This window comes from Vibrio quintilis, from assembly GCF_024529975.1.
Taxonomy (GTDB): Bacteria; Pseudomonadota; Gammaproteobacteria; order Enterobacterales; family Vibrionaceae; genus Vibrio; species Vibrio quintilis.
The window spans coordinates 2,221,396-2,238,725 of record NZ_AP024897.1 but is presented as its reverse complement, the minus strand read 5'-3'; the positions used below and the strand labels follow the sequence as shown (position 1 = coordinate 2,238,725).

Below are 17,330 nucleotides of genomic sequence, written 5' to 3'. Positions count from 1 at the left end.
CGTAGAATGACTCTATCTTCAAATCAGTGCCTTGTCTCAGAGCCTGACAAATCTCACTGAACCCTGTATTTTCAGGTTGTTTGGGTATATACCCAATTAACCTGAATCCTGCATCTTGAGGTTATTTGGGTATAGAGGAAGGTTGTATGTGAGGGATAACTAAGAATATTTTTGTGTGTATTTGTGCCGTATCTTATTAACAGAATTCACCATCTGTGGTTAATGATTAAACAGTTTCTCTTGTTATTCTCTCTATGCTTTTCTTATTAATTACCGGGGCCGTTTTGGATAAATGTCACGAAATATGTAATCAGCGGGGAGGTAAAATAATATATAAGTTTTTTTGAGAAGAAAGATTTAAATTTAAATCAATGCAAACGATTACTTAATTAATATTGTGCTTTTTCAGAATAAATATTCAGGTTGTTTTGTTATGTTATATGGTAACAAATAAGAAAACAGAAAAAAAAGAGGCCAGAAATACTGACCTGACATAGCGGATTCCCAAACAACCTGAATCATGCACTTCAGGTTGTTCAGGCAGAGCAGATTATAGCGTTTGATTTAATTCATAATAGCGGCCCTGATGTGCCATTAAGGTTTGGTGATCACCGTATTCAATGATTTGTCCCTGTTCAAGCAGGCAGATTGCATCCATTCGGGTCAGCTCTATCAGGCGGTGTGTGATAAAAATAACTGTTTTATCGGTAAAATGTGACCGGAGTAATGACATAATTTGATGCTCAGTCTGTTTATCCAGCCCTTCTGTCGGTTCATCCAGTAAAAGAATCTGCCCCTGATGAAGAATGGCCCGGGCAATTCCCAGCCGGCGTTTTTCTCCACCTGAGAGCTGACGTCCGCCTTCACCCAGCCAGCTATCAAGTCCGGCCTGCTCTTCAAGTAACTTATCCAGCCCGACACGCGCCAGTATATTGGCTAACTGAATATCATCAGCATCCGGATTTGCAATTAACAGGTTATCTCTTAAAGTACCATTGAGTATGTCGACCCGCTGGCTGACAATGCTCATGGATTTTCTGAGGTCGCTTTCACGCCACTGTTTTATATTGGTGCCTGCGATGGATATCTGCCCGGACTGAGGATCCCAGTAGCGCGAAATCAGCTGCATTAAAGTCGATTTTCCTGAACCGGTCTGGCCTACGACAGCAAGTTTATGTCCGGCCGGAATATGCAGATTGATTTCTTTTAGCACTGAATCCTGATGTTCATCATATGAGAAGCTGACATCCTGAAAACGGATATCAAATGTTTCACTATGCTCTGTTGTTTCATCCGGAAAAACGACTTCAGGGCTGGCCGAGAGCACTTCATTCAAGCGGCGCGCTGAGGTCATGGTTTGTCCGAGGTACTGAAATGCACCGGCGATAGGCATTAACAGCTCAAAACTTGCCATTGTGGCGAAAATCACCATGGCTATCATCGGGCTGGGTGGGGCATTGCCAACCCCATTACCGACAAACCATAACATGAGAACCAGCGTCCATCCGCTGGCCAGCATCAGCAAAGCCTGAGCAAAGCCGGTATACAGCGCATGGATGTATTGATTTTTGATCATTGCAGCCTGCTGACGGAAAACATTCTGCCGGTAAGCCGGTTCTGCACCAAAAATAATCAGCTCACTGTAGCCCTGAATCCAGTCCAGTAACGTGATTCTCAGTTGAGATTTTTTCCGGGTAAGTGCCGCACCATTTTTTTTCCCGAGCTGATAAAACAGGACCGGCCAGGATAGAAGCAGAATCAGCAGAATACCGCCCAGGAGCAGGGCAACCTGAGCATCGAACCAGCTCAGAAACAGTGTCAGTACAACGATTCCCATGCCGCCAATCAGTACCGGACTGATTAAACGCAGATAGACATGATCCATGGCGTCAACATCTGCCACAAGGCGGTTTAAAATATCACCATCGCGCAGATTAGCCGCCCGGCCGGGAATCAGTGGTGCCAGTTTTTCAAAGAAAAAAATTCTCAGGTCAGCCAGCACCTTAAAGGTGACATTATGACTGACGACCCGCTCGCCCCAGCGCCCGGCGGTACGGCCGATGGCGAAACCTCTGACAAAAGCACTGGGAAGCATGTAATTAAAGGTTTGTCTGGCGATTGTCAGACCTGCAACGGACGCTGCGGAGAGAAACCACCCGGAAAGGGTCAAAAGGCCAATTGATGCACACAGTGTCAAAAAAGCCAGAATCATGCCCAGTGTCAGACCAAACCAATGTTTTTTATAAAGTTTAAGAAATGGAATCAGTTCACGCATCAAGAAGGTCTCCCGTTTGTTCACTGTACGCAGACAGGTTCGATTCAAGCATCGATTTAAACAGCCCATCTTCCCGGGCTAAAGTATCGTAATTTCCTGACTGAACCAGTTGTCCGTCCTGTAAAACCAGAATCTGATTTACAGATTGCAGCGGAGAAAGCTGATGCGTGACCATCAGCGTAGTTCGATCACGAATACAGGACGCTATCCCTTGCATCACCTGTTGCTCGCTGGAAGCATCCAGACTTGCAGTCGGCTCATCTAACAGCCAGAACCGGCCATCCTGCAGCATGGCCCGGGCCAGGGCTAAGCGTTGTGCCTGGCCGACAGACAAGCCACCGGAACGATCCTGAATCTGATAATCCAGTCCGTGCCGCCCGACAAATTCAGCAGAAAAGGATTGCGCCAGCACCTGACTGAGCCTTTCACCGGACACATCCGGTTTTCCCAGAGTAATATTGTCTCTGATAGTGCCATGAACCAGCAGCGGGTTTTGTCCGACCCAACTGATATGTTTACGCCAGTCTTCATGAGACAGATCGTGCACTTCAATACCATTAATTTTTAATTCGCCCCGGTAGGGCATGAAGCCGAGCAGAGCCTGCACAAGCGATGTTTTACCTGCGCCACTTGGGCCGACCAGTGCCGTGGTTTGGCCCGGGTTCAGTTGAAACGAGATGGGACCAACCAGCTTTTTTCCCTGTGGACTGAGTACTTCCAGCCCGGTCGCTTCAATTGTAATTGCTTGTGCCGGAGGGAGTTGTGTTGAGCCTGAACGAATCTCGCTGACTTCATAGTCAAGAAATTCCACAATGCTTTCTGCAGCGCCAATCGCCTGCTGTTTCGCATGATAGAAAGTGCCCAGATCTCTGAGAGGCTGATAAAATTCAGGCGCCAGAATCAGAACAAATAAACCGGTAAATAAAGTAATGCCTGTTCCGTAATCGCCGAAATCAAGTTCACCGATATAGCTGAAACCAAAATAAACCGCGGTCACTGCGATTGAAACAGATGTAAAAAATTCCAGTATCGCAGATGAAAGAAAAGCAACCCGCAATACATCCATCGTTCTCAGGCGAAAAACTTCGGATGCAGCCCGGAGATGTTCCGCTTCAGACCGGGTCCGGTCAAACATTCTGATTGTGGTCATTGACTGGAGGCGGTCATAGAAATGGCCGGATAACCGCTGCAGGGCTTTGAAGTTTTTCCGGGCTGCATCTGCAGCTTTTATTCCGACGAGTGCCATAAAGAAGGGGACGAGTGGAGCCGTAATTAAAAAGATTAATCCGGCCGCCCAGTTGACCGGGAACACCACGACTAAAATGACAAAAGGAATCAATACCGCCAGAGACATTTGTGGTAAATAGCGGGCATAAAAGTCCTGCATATTTTCAACCTGTTCCAGAATCAGGGTAGCCCATGAACCAGCGGGTTTACCTTTGATTACGGTTGGGCCCATTTTTCTCAGCTTATCAAAAATAAGCTGGCGGATATAAATTCTGATTTGCTCTCCGCACTTAAATCCGGCGATTTCCCTGGCCCATGTCAGGCCGGCACGGATAGCGATGACAGCTGCCAGCCCGAGAAAGTGGGGGATTAATGTGGTTTTATCGACATGTTCGATAATGAGTTGATGAAGAATCGATGCCAGCAGGGCTGCCTGGCCGAGTAAAAAAATACTTGATAATACACCCAGGCCGATCGAGATGAGCAGCCAGCGTTTGGCCAGCTTACTTTGTTGCCGTAGCCAGGCATTTAAACTTTTTTGTTTATTTTTATCCATCATTGAAGGCTTTTCACAGGAATAATGTGGCTTCTCCGGATATAAATCAGACCAGCACATTCATAAATGAACCGATATTTCTATGACCGGAGATAATAATGAAGAGGTATTATACAAAATAAACCCCGGTGTGGACACAACCGGGGTGCTTGTCTTTACTTCTGTTGAAGGTTTTTTTGCCGGATTATTGAGGCAGGTTATCAAGAAAACGTTCTGCATCCAGTGCAGCCATGCAACCCGTTCCTGCAGAAGTAATTGCCTGACGATACTGATTATCCATTACATCACCTGCTGCAAATATTCCTTCGACACTGGTTTGCGTTGCATTACCGTTCAGCCCTGAGTTAACTATAATATAGCCATTGTTCATTTTCAGCTGTTGGTTAAAGATGTCGGTATTGGGGTGGTGGCCAATCGCAATAAATACGCCCATGACATCCAGCGCTTCTGTTTTATCGGATTGTGTGTCTTTCAGACGAACGCCGGTTACGCCCATGTCATCGCCGAGTACTTCATCCAGTGTACGATCAGTATGCAGAATGATATTGCCGTTATTTACTTTATCCATCAGGCGATCTATCAGAATTTTCTCTGAGCGGAATGTATCGCGACGGTGTATCAGGTGCACCTCTTTTGCGATATTCGAAAGATAAAGAGCTTCTTCAACGGCTGTATTGCCGCCGCCAACAACGGCAACTTTCTGGTTTCTGTAAAAGAAGCCATCACATGTTGCACATGCGGACACTCCTCTGCCTTTAAATGCTTCTTCAGAGTCAAGCCCCAGGTATTTTGCCGAGGCGCCGGTAGAAATAATCAGTGCATCGCAGCTGTAAATCTGATTGTCGCCTTTCAGTTTGAAGGGGCGCTCTGAAAAATCCACATCATTAATATGATCAAAAATAATCTCGGTCTCAAATCGTTCAGCATGTGCTTTGACATCTTCCATTAACTGTGGCCCTGTCAGGTTTTCTGAACCGCCGGGCCAGTTTTCGACTTCAGTTGTTGTGGTGAGCTGACCGCCCTGTTGAATGCCTGTAATCAGTACCGGATTTAAATTTGCACGGGCAGCATAGATTGCTGCGGTATAGCCAGCCGGACCTGAGCCAAGAATCATCAATTTAGAATGTTTTATATTGCTCATGTATTTTCTCATCGGAACTCATGTTTACCATTGATGCGATTGTAGGAGATAACGTGTTTTATGAGAAGAGTGCAAAAAAGCATATTATGAAAGAAAAGGTTATACCCAAGCAACCTGCATCTTCAGGTTGTTTGGGTTTGGGTATATAGTCAAAACCATCATCAGCGATCGACTGCTTCCGGAAACAGAACGATTTCCGTGTGGTGACTGCATTTGCATCCTGTCTGAATCCCCGTCTTCTGATTTCTATCTATAAAAAAGCAGAGCATAACTATCTGAAACATGATGTTTTACCGGCAGTTTTATGTTGGTTAATCACTGAAGTGTTAATTATACCAGGCTATTTTTGCTGCATATATATTGAAGGATTTATGCATAAATCATAGTGATAGGTTAAAAGGTCCAATACTATTTTTTTTATATAATGTCTGTGATCTGTGATTAATTTTTAACCAAAATTAACCGTATTAGATTCTATATTTCTCTTTTTGTTTCATGTGCTTATATCACATTTGTTGCCTGAATTGGTGACTTTTATATCCATTCGCTGAATGAAATTTTTGATACCCAATCAATAAACGCAAATTATGCAGTTATTTTTATATAAAGGTATTGAATGTGAAATGTTATGCATTTATAAAAATTACATGTCTTAACTTGTTGTTAGGGCATCAATAAAAACTAGTCATAAAAATGACACTAATTCTTTCGCTCCGGAAACGGGTGAATTAGTGTTAAAACAGGAGACTTCTCAATGAAGAGAAAACAGCGAAAATTGAACCGCATTATTCCTCTTCTTCTATCAGTTGGTGCGGTTTGTTCCGCTACAGCAGCTCAGGCAGCATGTGAATACAGCCTGACAAGCAGCTGGCCTGGTGGTTATCAGGCAGCAGTGAAGCTGACTAACGATGGAAGCACAGATATCAGCTCATGGGAATTTGGTGTGGCTTTCCCGGATGCAACAACTATCACAAACGCTTACAGCGGTGATATCAGTGGCACCGGTCCTTATACAATCTCTAACAGTGCCTGGAATGGTACAATTAAAGCCGGAGAGAGCTTATCCATTACATTGATGGGAGCACCTGCTGGTTCTACAGCTTCAACACCTGAGCTGTCCGGAGATTTGTGTTCTGGTACAACTCCTCCTACATCGGATAACACTGCACCTGAAGCAAAAGTGACGGCCAGTGAAACTTCAGGCAATTCGCCTTTAGCAGTTTCATTTGATGCTTCTGGTTCAACTGACCCTGAAGGTGATGCTTTAACTTATAGCTGGACCTTCGGCGACGGAAGTACTGCTACTGGTGTTTCTCCAAGCCATACTTATACAAAAGAAGGTACATTCACTGCGACAGTGACTGTCAGCGATGGCAAACTTGAAGATACTGCTTCAGTGACAATCAAAGTTGGTACCAGTACTGGTGATGTGACCCGTGTTGACAACCCATTTGCTGGTACAACATGGTATGTTAACCCAGAGTGGGCTGCAAAAGCTGAAGCTGATGGCGGCTCTGCAATTGCCGGTCAAAATACATTCGTCTGGATGGACCGTATTGCTGCGATTGAAGGTACTGACTCTGCAATGGGTCTGAAAGCACACTTAGATAACGCACTGGCACAGGGCGCTGACCTGTTTACCGTGGTTATTTATGACCTGCCAAACCGTGACTGTCGTGCAAGAGCTTCCAATGGTGAGCTGACAATTGCTGATGGTGGTATGGACCGCTATAAAGCAGAATACATCGATCCAATCGCTGCAATTCTGGCTGATCCAGCGTATAAAGACATTCATATCGTTACATTGATTGAGCTTGATTCTCTGCCAAACCTTGTAACCAACATCGATGTTGCTAAATGTAAAGAAGCGGCTGGTGAAGGTGGTTATAAAGAAGGTATCACTTACGCTCTGAACGCTTTCTCACCACTGAAAAACGTTTACTCTTATATCGATGCCGCTCACTCAGGCTGGTTAGGCTGGGATAGCAATTTCGATCCTGCAGTGAATTTGATTTCCGGAGTTGTAACCGGTACCGATGCAGGCTGGGATAGTATTGCCGGGTTTATTACGAACACAGCAAACTACACACCAACAGTCGAACCATACCTGCAGGAACCATACAAAAACGTCGGTGGCCAGCAAGTACGTAGTTCGACATTCTACGAATGGAACCCATACTTCGACGAAAAATCTTACGCTCAGGAATTCCGTAAGAAAATGATCGCGAAGGGTGCACCTTCAACTATCGGTATGCTGATCGATACAAGCCGTAACGGTTGGGGTGGTTCTGAGCGTCCAAGCAGTGTAAGTACTTCATCTGATTTAGATACTTATGTTGATGAGTCTCGTATTGACCGTCGTCTGCACCGTGGTAACTGGTGTAACCAGCCAGGTGGTATCGGTTATAAACCATATGCAAGTCCATACCCAGGTATCGATGCGTTCGTATGGGCGAAACCACCAGGTGAATCAGATGGTATCTCCGAGTCTGACTATGAGCAGGATCCGGACGATCCGGCAAAACAATACGATTCAATGTGTGACCCGGATTCAATGAACTCTGAGCCACATTCAACAGCAACCGGAGCAATGGACAACGCACCTCACGCAGGTCGCTGGTTCTCTGCGGGTTTCAAAGTATTGTTGGATAACGCTTACCCATCTGTGGATACTGCAACCGGTAAACCAGAGTAATCAAATCATTCAATGATTTGAAATAAGCGATAAAGTGATGCCAGCTGATTTCGGTCAGCTGGCATTTTCTTTTTCAGACCTTTCCTGTTCAGATCTTGTTTTCAGATATGGCGCACCTGAGCCTCCGCCAGGTAAGGCTTCTCTGAAAAAGAACCCATCAAATATAACTATCAATTTGCATTCATTTCCTTTGAAACGCTGTTTCATCAGATTGATTTTCAATATCTGCCGATGTGTATTTTGCCGGAGAGCATTCTTTGGCAGAAGATCACGTTCTGGCTTTTTTAAGCACAAATATACAATTATTGCGACAATTCAAGTCACTTTATTAACATGTTTTTGTCAATAACTGAGGTTTTTAGATACATATTCCGCAAATGAAATAGAGGTTATAGAGCTTTGTTGTTTATGTGATGAATCGCAGGTATACAAGAAAAGCAACGTCTTGGTTCGCTATAGGCCTTGTAAAAAATAATGAATGAAATAGGCATACACAATTTTTTAGCAGGATGATTTCCTGCAGGAAATTGTCTGTAAATTTAGGAGATTTTTTATGACAAGAAGACAGCGTAAATGCAATCGCATTATACCTCTTCTTTTGGCGGTCAGTGCTGCATGTGGTTCAGTCGCAGCTCAGGCTGGTTGTGAGTTTTCAGTAAATGGTGATTGGCCGGGCGGTTTTCAGGGCGCAATCAAAGTCACTAACGATGGTGACACTGCAGTAAGCTCATGGCAGGTTGGTGTTAACTTTGCTGATGGTTCTACAATTCAGAACCTTTGGGGAGCGAATCTGACTGGTTCAAATCCATATGTTGCTAAAAATATGGGCTGGAACGGTACAATCAATCCCGGGCAAAGTGTAGAAATTGGCTTTATCGGCGTTAAAAGTAATGCAAGCTCAGCCGCTCAGGCGCCTGAACTGACGGGCGATCTTTGTTCCGGAGATACTGGTGGTACAACACCGCCAACAACTGAAAATAATGCACCAAGTGCTGATCTTTCGGCATTGGTTACATCGGGCACTGTGCCATTAAGTGTTGATTTCAGTGCTGCTGGTTCATCTGATAAAGATGGTGATTCGCTGACTTACACATGGGATTTCGGTGACGGTGTTACAGATGCAGGCGAAAGCGTAAGCCATACATTTACTGAAGCTGGTGATTACACTGTGAAGCTGACAGTCAGTGACGGTACGCTGAGCGACTCTGCAATGACTGTGATTCACGTTGCTGATGAAGCGGGTAATACTGCACCATCTGCAAAAGTTTCAGTGAGTGCGCGTCAGGGTACAACGCCACTGGAAGTTTCATTTGATGCTTCTGCTTCAACTGATGCTGAAGGTGATGCTTTAACTTACAGCTGGAACTTTGGTGACGGCAGTACTGGTACTGGTGTTTCCCCAAGCCACACTTATACAACAACAGGTACATTCACTGCAAAAGTTACTGTGAGCGATGGTAATCTGACCAGTACTGCATCAGTCACAATTAAAGTCACTGATGAAAATTCGCAGAGTGAAATCACCCGCGTTGACAACCCATTTGCTAATGCAACATGGTATGTGAACCCAGAGTGGGCTGCAAAAGCTGAAGCTGATGGCGGCTCTGCAATTGCCGGTCAAAATACATTCGTCTGGATGGACCGTATTGCTGCGATTGAAGGTACTGACTCTGCAATGGGTCTGAAAGCACACTTAGATAACGCACTGGCACAGGGCGCTGACCTGTTTACCGTGGTTATTTATGACCTGCCAAACCGTGACTGTCGTGCAAGAGCTTCCAATGGTGAGCTGACAATTGCTGACGGTGGTATGGACCGCTATAAGTCTGAATACATCGATCCAATCGCTGCAATTCTGGCTGATCCAGCGTACAAAGACATTCATATCGTTACATTGATTGAGCTTGATTCTCTGCCAAACCTTGTAACCAACATCGATGTTGCTAAATGTAAAGAAGCGGCTGGTGAAGGTGGTTATAAAGAAGGTATCACTTACGCTCTGAACGCTTTCTCACCACTGAAAAACGTTTACTCTTATATCGATGCTGCTCACTCAGGCTGGTTAGGCTGGGATAGTAACTTCGATCCTGCTGTTAACCTGATTGCTGGTGTTGTAACCGGTACTGATGCAGGCTGGGATAGTATTGCCGGGTTTATTACGAACACAGCAAACTACACACCAACAGTCGAACCATACCTGCAGGAACCATACAAAAACGTCGGTGGCCAGCAAGTACGTAGTTCATCATTCTACGAATGGAACCCATACTTCGACGAAAAATCTTACGCTCAGGAATTCCGTAAGAAAATGATCGCGAAGGGTGCACCTTCAACTATCGGTATGCTGATCGATACAAGCCGTAACGGTTGGGGTGGTTCTGAGCGTCCGAGCAGCGCAAGTTCTTCAACTAACCTGGACACTTATGTGAACGAGTCTCGTGTTGACCGTCGTCTGCACCGTGGTAACTGGTGTAACCAGCCAGGTGGTATCGGTTATAAACCATATGCAAGTCCATACCCAGGTATCGATGCGTTCGTATGGGCGAAACCACCAGGTGAATCAGATGGTATCTCTGAGTCTGACTATCAGAAAGACCCGGATGATCCGGCAAAACAATATGATTCAATGTGTGACCCGGATTCAATGAACTCTGAGCCACATTCAACAGCAACCGGAGCAATGGACAACGCACCTCACGCAGGTCGCTGGTTCTCTGCTGGTTTCAAAGTATTGTTGGATAACGCTTACCCATCACTGGATACTGCAACCGGTAAACCAGAGTAATCAAATCATTCAATGATTTGAAATAAGCGATAAAGTGATGCCAGCTGATTTCGGTCAGCTGGCATTTTTGTCACTGATGATGATTAGTATTATTCGGGAGAGTGAACTTCAACTTCATAAGAAGTAAATTTCCGGATATTGATGACACCGGTATCAAAGATCAGATACTGTCCTTTGATTCCCAGCAACGTCCCCGATACTTCCGGATTTTTATCAAAATTGTGAGAAACAATTTTTGTTGGATGCTGATTGACAGGGAAGTGGATATCCGTGATGGATGAATCTAAAAGTTCAACCGCATCTTCCCCGTATTTTTCCCGGATTGCTGACACAGTGTCTTCTACTTTGGGAAGCAGCTCTTTAGCCAGTTCCTTCAGGGGGAGATTTTCATTCTCTCCTTTTAAAATCGCCCGCCAGTTAGTTTTATCCGCAATATGTTTCGCCAGTTCCACTTCAATGAGCCCTGATATATGACGGGTTTTAACTTTAAACACGGGCAATCCCTGTGTGGCTCCCTGATCAACCCATCTGACCGGAATCTGAGAGTAACGGGTGATACCGACCTTCAGACTGGATGTATTCGACAGGTAAACATAATGATCAACCATACAATGAGATTCAGCCCAGTCCGGCTCCCGGCAGGTTCCCTGATCAAAATGGCAGGTTTCCGGCTTCATAATACACATGTCACAGCTGGCAAGCTTCTTCATGCAGACATAGCAATGTCCCTGAGCATAACTTTTTTTGGTTTTTTTACCGCATGCACAGCAATAAATATGACCTGAATAAATCAGGGTCATCTTTTTACCTATCAATGGGTTGAGTGGTAACAGAGAATCGCCAACAGGTAATTCATAATGAACCGGACTGTCCGGGGTTGAATGAAGTTTACTTAATACGCCTTTGATGACCAGAGACATGACATTACTCATTTTATATAAATAGATTTGTGGCCGGAATGGTAGCAGAATTTAGCGAACGTTGAATTATTTTTCCGGATGAGTTTCTGGCAGGGGAGTCAGAGTCGTGTCTTCATCGATAATAATGGGTTCTTTAGGACCGAGAAACTTTGGTTTAGCGTTAAGAATAAACAAGTCCAGCACGGCTTTGACTCTGGCAAAAGCTTCTCTAACCCTGACTTTTATCCCCGAACCATGCGTGAGGCCGGGAACAGCAAAACAGGTCGCATCAATGTCACGGTGTTCGGCAATAAACAGTGCACGTTCACAGTGAAATTGTTGCGTAATGATCAAAAAGTGGTTGGTATCAAAAATTTTCCGGGTCCGGACAATCGAATCAAGCGTCCGGAATCCGGCATAGTCCAACGCAATTTTCTGCTCAGGAATACCGGCTTTCAGTAGATCTCGCTTCATGGTCCAGGGTTCATTATATGAACGGTGAGCATTATCACCACTTAATAAAAACTGATTAATTTTACCTTCATGATAAAGGCGGATTGCTGCATCTATACGGTGTGCGTAGTAGTCATTTAATGTTCTGCCCAGATATTTGCTGGTACCGAGTACAACCGCAACTTTGAAAGGAGGGAGATTGTCTGAATCCGTGACAATATGATCCCGGGTCTGCCAGCTGACCCAGCGATCAATAAACAGTGTCAGCATCCCAACGATGACGAAGGTGATGCCAACAGTTTTCACCAGACGTGACCATGAATAGCCCGAAAAAAAGCTGGTCATTGTTATTTTGGTTTTTATATATGTCGGTTTTTCTGTGCCCATAAGCCTATGCCAATAAAACTCGCGATGACAAGTAAAAACATCATACCTTTTTCAAGGTGTTCAAGTATCTGTGCGAGGTCAGGGCTTAGTTTTACAATGATAAATCCGTAGCCAAATGCGTTGAGGATAATAAAGGCAAGCGTACGGATGATAAAGTGCTGGTTACCAAGTGCCTGACGTAAAAAAGTATTGATTTCTCCGCCCAGCATGACTAATAAACAAGCGATAAATGCTGTTGATATTTCACTGAGATAAGGCGCAATATACTGCCCGGCGGGGTTGAAAAACTGAATCATATTGTCATCTCTTTAAAAAAATAAAGCCTCTTATAATAAGAGGCTTCAGTTTATCTCCGGATGAGGATCAAATCCATACGTTGATCACCGGAAATTCAGACATATTTATGAACTCAATCAGAAAGCAACCCGTTTGTAGTGGCGGTAAGCCGGTTGCCAAAAGTTACGTTCAATCGACTGTTCCAGTGCTTCATCGGTAATTTTTTCAGCAACACCCTGCTCAATGGCTTTTTTACCGACAGCAAAAGCAATCTTTTTGGAAACAATATGAATTTCTTCAAGAGGCGGCAGAAGCGGCCCGCTTCCATTCAGCGCCATTGGAGAACATTCAGCAAGTGCGCGGCTGGATTCCATCAGCATTTCATCAGTCACACGTTTGGCATGTGTCGCCAGAACACCTAATCCGATTCCCGGGAAGATATAGCTGTTGTTACATTGAACAATAGCGTATGTATTGCCGTTAATTGTAACCGGGTCGAAAGGACTACCTGTTGCCACAAGTGCTTCACCGTTGGTCCAGGCCATAATATCGGCTGGCAGAGCTTCAACACGGCTGGTTGGATTTGAAAGCGGGAAGATAATCGGGCGGGGACAGTGCTGATGCATTTCCCGGATAATCTCTTCGCTGAATAAACCAGGTGCGCCGGATACACCAATCAGAATGGTTGGTTTAGCTTCTCTGACAACGTCAAGTAAAGAATAACCATTCGCTGATTCTTTCCATTTTTTCGTGCCGGTTTTCTTCTGAACCAGACGCTGTTGGAAATCAAGCAGGTTCGGCATGCCTTCCTGTAAGAGTCCCCAGCGATCAACCATATAGACCTGCGAGCGAGCCTGTTTATCACTGATGCCTTCCGAGACCATTTGCGCAATAATAGCTTCAGCAATGCCACAACCAGCGGACCCTGCACCAAGGAATGTCACACGCTGCTGAGACAATTTGCTGCCGGCCGCTTTACATGCCGCCAGCAATGAACCGACGGTGACCGCTGCCGTCCCCTGAATGTCATCATTGAAGCAGCAAATCCGGTCTTTGTACCGTTCAAGTAATGGCATTGCATTTTTCTGTGCAAAGTCTTCAAACTGAATCAACGTATTTGGCCAGCGGCGCAGGACTGCCTGAATGAACTCTTCGACGAAAGCATCATATTCAGCACCGGTAATACGGGGATGGCGCCATCCCATGTACATTGGGTCGGCCAGACGTTGCGGGTTATTTGTACCGACATCGAGAACGATCGGCAAGGTATACGCAGGGCTGATACCGCCACAGGCTGTGTATAAAGATAATTTTCCGATTGGAATACCCATTCCACCGATTCCCTGATCTCCCAGACCAAGGATTCGTTCACCATCCGTGACGACAATGACCTTCACATTGTGATTAGAAGCATTATTCAGGATGTCATCAATTTTATCGCGGTTAGGGTAGGAGACAAACAACCCGCGGCCCCGGCGATAGATATTAGAAAAATTCTCACATGCTGCGCCGACAGTCGGTGTATAGATGATAGGCATCATTTCTGTAATATGGTTTTGAACCAGCCGGTAATACAGTGTTTCGTTTGTGTCCTGAATACCTCTGAGATAAATATGCTTATCGATATCGTTTTCAAAATTACAGTACTGTTGGTAGGCACGTACAGCTTGTTCTTCAATTGTTTCCGTTGCTTCAGGAAGGAGCCCGCCAAGGTTGAAAGATTGTCTTTCTTCTTCGGTAAACGCGGCGCCTTTGTTCAGAAGTGGGGTACTGAGAAGTGTTGAGCCAGCATAAGAGATATATAAAGGACGTTTTTCGTTGTTCATTTTCTGCCTTTGTAATGAAGGATGAAGGGAGTCCGAAATTTTACGGAGAGTCCGTAGTGTTGTAAATGGCTGAAACGATAAAGCGTTAACTGAGTAATGGTTCAATAGGGTCTGGCAGGGGGAGCGTGGGGTGGAAATGTTGTTTTCACAAGAAAAAAATAAACAAAAAGTATACTTGCAGTACAAATATTGTTTGGTCTTTGTTACCAGGTTTTGACTGATATTCGGATGACTTAGAAAGAAGAGATATAAAAGATTATTTTTTCATATCCAGTTGCATATATCGCTGGATGACTAATAGTTAATGGGTTGTTTTCACTTTCGTCAGGGGGAACGAAATGGAACAGTTTCATCAGGTCCGTGCAGTGTTTGACTACACATCCTTCCTGGAGGCACTGACATTAAAAAAATGGACATTTTTTGAAGCGATTCAGTCTGTCTGCTTATCGGGGCGTTTGAAATCTTTTGTGTCAGCAAAAGTGAAATTAAGTCCTGAAGAGCGGTTGTGGCAGAATGCGATGCATTACTTATCGATGCATTACAGTGATGAACTGAATTTATTAACGCTGCTCAAAATAGCAAAATCAGAAGGAATCCATGAGTTAAAAATTATGATGCCTTATGCGTTGGATGAGTCACAGTTACAGGACATTGAATCGCACAGTGAATTGATTGTGCATTTAATTCAGGAGGTTGATGAGCTGAAAATACAATTATAATTTGCATCTTGCCATTTGAAAGGGTGGTTTGTGCAACCACCCTGTAGTCAAACAATCTGTATCTTCAGATTGTTTGGGGATATTTTGAGAAATTAAGCAATTAATCCGTAACCTGATGCAAGAATATCAATAATTTCCTGTTTCGGGTTGTCCGCTAAATGGACAGGTTGTCCGGTAATTTTTTCAGCAATGCTGGTGTAAGTTTCTGAAACATCCATGATTGCCTGCAGCGGCAGAGCATTGTTTTTCGCTAATGCTTCTCTTTCCTGCATCCGGTTTTTATTCAGAAGAATGTCAGGATCCGGAAAATACTGTAGTAAAAACTGGCGAAAACCTTCTTTTGAGTTCTCTACAATTTTTCCCTGCTGATAACTGGTTTGATCCCAGATTCTGGATGAATCCGGTGTGCCGACTTCATCCATATAGATTAATTTTTCCTGACCGGCCGCGTTCGTGACATATCCAAACTCAAATTTTGTATCAACAAAAATTTGTCCGAGTTTTTCCAGAGACTGGCTGATCACATGAAAGCCTTGTTTTAACAATGTTTCATAGAGATCGATATCCTGAGACCGGCTAAAGTTGAATGCGCGATAGTTGTCTTCAATGTTACGGCGGGTGATATTGACATCATCGGCTTCCGGAACGTCCGGAATACCTTTCAGGATTCCTTTGGTTGATGGTGTCATCAGGATTTCAGGTAGTTTCTTGTCTTTTTCCAGTCCTTCCGGCAGATGGATACCACAGAATTCGCGTTCTCCCTTTTCATAAGCGCGCCACATTGACCCTGTGATATATTGCCGGCAAATCGCTTCTATCTTGATGGGTTTCGCCTTTTGTACAATCCAGACAAAAGGATGGGGAATGTCCAGAATATGACTATCTGCCAGCCCGTTGTCTTTAAATAATTGAAACCAGTGGCTTGAAATCGCATTTAAAGCGGCGCCTTTACCCGGAACGCCATGAATTCCGCCTTCTGCATGCCAGATACAGTCAAAAGCTGATATCCGATCACTGATAACCATGATGGCCAGCGGGGCATCAGGTGCAACATCATAGCCCTTTTCCTGGATAAGACGACGACTGTCGCTATCACTAAGCCAGTAAACTGAACGGACTTTTCCGCTGTGAACGGGTTTGTCTGTCCGGATGGGAAGATCATCATTGATGGAAAGAACCTGATCTGCAAGACTCATATGGATATTCCTATTTAATCACCAAAACGATAAACAGCGATAATCTGGGTCTCTGCTGAACAAAAATGTATTACCGAAGTACAACAGACCTCAGATATCTATGGTGAGCGCATAATACCAGAACTGATGATGACTGCCAGAGAAAAAGCAAACGTTTGCTTTGGTTCGTCCTGTCACAGGTTATTCTTTAGCCAAAAGTTTCATTTGAATGTAAATAAGGCTTTGTTTCTGATCTCTCACTCAAACAAACTCATCCGCGTTATTACTTGTTTTATGACCAAAGTGAGTTCGGAACACACAAACAGAAGCATGGTCGGTTATTATAAAGGAGATGATCTTTTATTGATGGCATATCTCCGGAGGGAAGCATGAAGTTTTTGATGTGGTGTATTTTGTTTTTATTGTCCGGATGTACCGGGATGCCGGATTCTGTAGAGCCGGTTCGGGGATTTGAACTCAATCGTTATCTGGGAACATGGTATGAAATTGCGCGATTAGATCATTCCTTTGAAAGGGGACTGGAAAAAGTGACGGCAACCTACCAACTCAGGGATGATGGCGGCGTTTCTGTATTGAATAAGGGTTTTTCACCGGAAAAAAATACCTGGAAGGAAGCAGAAGGCCGGGCGTATTTTGTTGAGTCTGCCGATAGGGGGTATTTGAAAGTTTCGTTCTTCGGACCATTTTTTGGTTCATACATTGTGTTCGGTCTGGACCACGAACAATATCAATACGCGTTTGTATCCGGGCCTGATACCTCTTATCTGTGGCTGTTGTCCCGTTCACCAGAGGTTTCCCCGGAAGTCAGACAGACCTTTGTTGATATGTCACAACAGCTCGGATTTGATACCAACCAGCTGATTTGGGTCCAACAGTAAGGCGTTTAACAGGAGCC

At 44.5% G+C, this 17,330-nt stretch carries 12 protein-coding genes; 4 read left to right on the top strand and 8 right to left on the bottom strand.

The features are described from left to right. Positions 1–550 precede the first annotated feature (550 nt). The 3 genes from cydC to trxB all read right to left on the bottom strand — a co-directional run bounded on the left by cydC (position 551) and on the right by trxB (position 5,199). On the bottom strand, positions 551–2,275 hold the full coding sequence (gene cydC / locus OC443_RS10450; protein ID WP_073583985.1) for a heme ABC transporter ATP-binding protein/permease CydC: 1,725 nt from the start codon (positions 2,273–2,275) through the stop codon (positions 551–553). Continuing rightward, positions 2,268–4,058, bottom strand: a complete 1,791-nt coding sequence (cydD, locus tag OC443_RS10445) for a heme ABC transporter permease/ATP-binding protein CydD (RefSeq protein ID WP_073584045.1) — start codon at positions 4,056–4,058, stop codon at positions 2,268–2,270. Before cydD ends, cydC begins: the two co-directional genes overlap by 8 nt. A 184-nt stretch (positions 4,059–4,242) precedes the next feature. Then, positions 4,243–5,199 (bottom strand): thioredoxin-disulfide reductase, encoded by a 957-nt coding sequence (gene trxB / locus OC443_RS10440; protein ID WP_073583983.1) that lies wholly within the window; start codon positions 5,197–5,199, stop codon positions 4,243–4,245. Positions 5,200–5,953: 754 nt separating this feature from the next. Between trxB and OC443_RS10435 the strand changes: the two genes are divergently transcribed. Together OC443_RS10435 and OC443_RS10430 are read left to right on the top strand one after the other, a co-directional pair. Continuing rightward, positions 5,954–7,894, top strand: a complete 1,941-nt coding sequence (locus OC443_RS10435) for a glycoside hydrolase family 6 protein (protein ID WP_073583980.1) — start codon at positions 5,954–5,956, stop codon at positions 7,892–7,894. A 553-nt stretch (positions 7,895–8,447) separates the two neighbouring features. After that, complete coding sequence (locus OC443_RS10430) at positions 8,448–10,679, top strand: glycoside hydrolase family 6 protein (protein ID WP_262021664.1); 2,232 nt, start codon at positions 8,448–8,450, stop codon at positions 10,677–10,679. Positions 10,680–10,768: 89 nt separating this feature from the next. On the opposite strand, the gene OC443_RS10425 is transcribed toward OC443_RS10430, so the two are convergent. The 4 genes from OC443_RS10425 to OC443_RS10410 form a co-directional block, all read right to left on the bottom strand. Next, entirely contained in the window at positions 10,769–11,599 is an 831-nt protein-coding gene (locus tag OC443_RS10425) for a DUF2797 domain-containing protein (protein WP_073582241.1), read from the bottom strand. Positions 11,600–11,665: 66 nt separating this feature from the next. Continuing rightward, positions 11,666–12,418: a SanA/YdcF family protein gene (locus tag OC443_RS10420; RefSeq protein WP_073582243.1), complete on the bottom strand. Its 753-nt coding sequence runs from the start codon at positions 12,416–12,418 to the stop codon at positions 11,666–11,668. Then, positions 12,391–12,714, bottom strand: coding sequence for a DUF3392 domain-containing protein (locus OC443_RS10415; protein ID WP_073582245.1), 324 nt, complete (start codon positions 12,712–12,714; stop codon positions 12,391–12,393). The genes OC443_RS10420 and OC443_RS10415 overlap by 28 nt, the downstream gene beginning before the upstream one ends. Positions 12,715–12,831: 117 nt before the next feature. Then, positions 12,832–14,520 (bottom strand): NAD-dependent malic enzyme, encoded by a 1,689-nt coding sequence (locus OC443_RS10410; protein WP_073582247.1) that lies wholly within the window; start codon positions 14,518–14,520, stop codon positions 12,832–12,834. 338 nt (positions 14,521–14,858) lie between these two features. Here OC443_RS10410 and OC443_RS10405 point away from each other — a divergent pair, with 338 nt between their 5' ends. Further along, positions 14,859–15,239, top strand: a complete 381-nt coding sequence (locus OC443_RS10405) for a hypothetical protein (RefSeq protein ID WP_073582249.1) — start codon at positions 14,859–14,861, stop codon at positions 15,237–15,239. 92 nt (positions 15,240–15,331) lie between these two features. On the opposite strand, the gene OC443_RS10400 is transcribed toward OC443_RS10405, so the two are convergent. Beyond that, entirely contained in the window at positions 15,332–16,435 is a 1,104-nt protein-coding gene (locus OC443_RS10400; protein ID WP_073582251.1) for a phosphoribosylaminoimidazolesuccinocarboxamide synthase, read from the bottom strand. 368 nt (positions 16,436–16,803) lie between these two features. On the opposite strand from OC443_RS10400, the gene OC443_RS10395 reads away from it, so the two are divergent. Next, positions 16,804–17,313: a lipocalin family protein gene (locus OC443_RS10395; RefSeq protein WP_073582255.1), complete on the top strand. Its 510-nt coding sequence runs from the start codon at positions 16,804–16,806 to the stop codon at positions 17,311–17,313. Positions 17,314–17,330 lie beyond the last annotated feature (17 nt).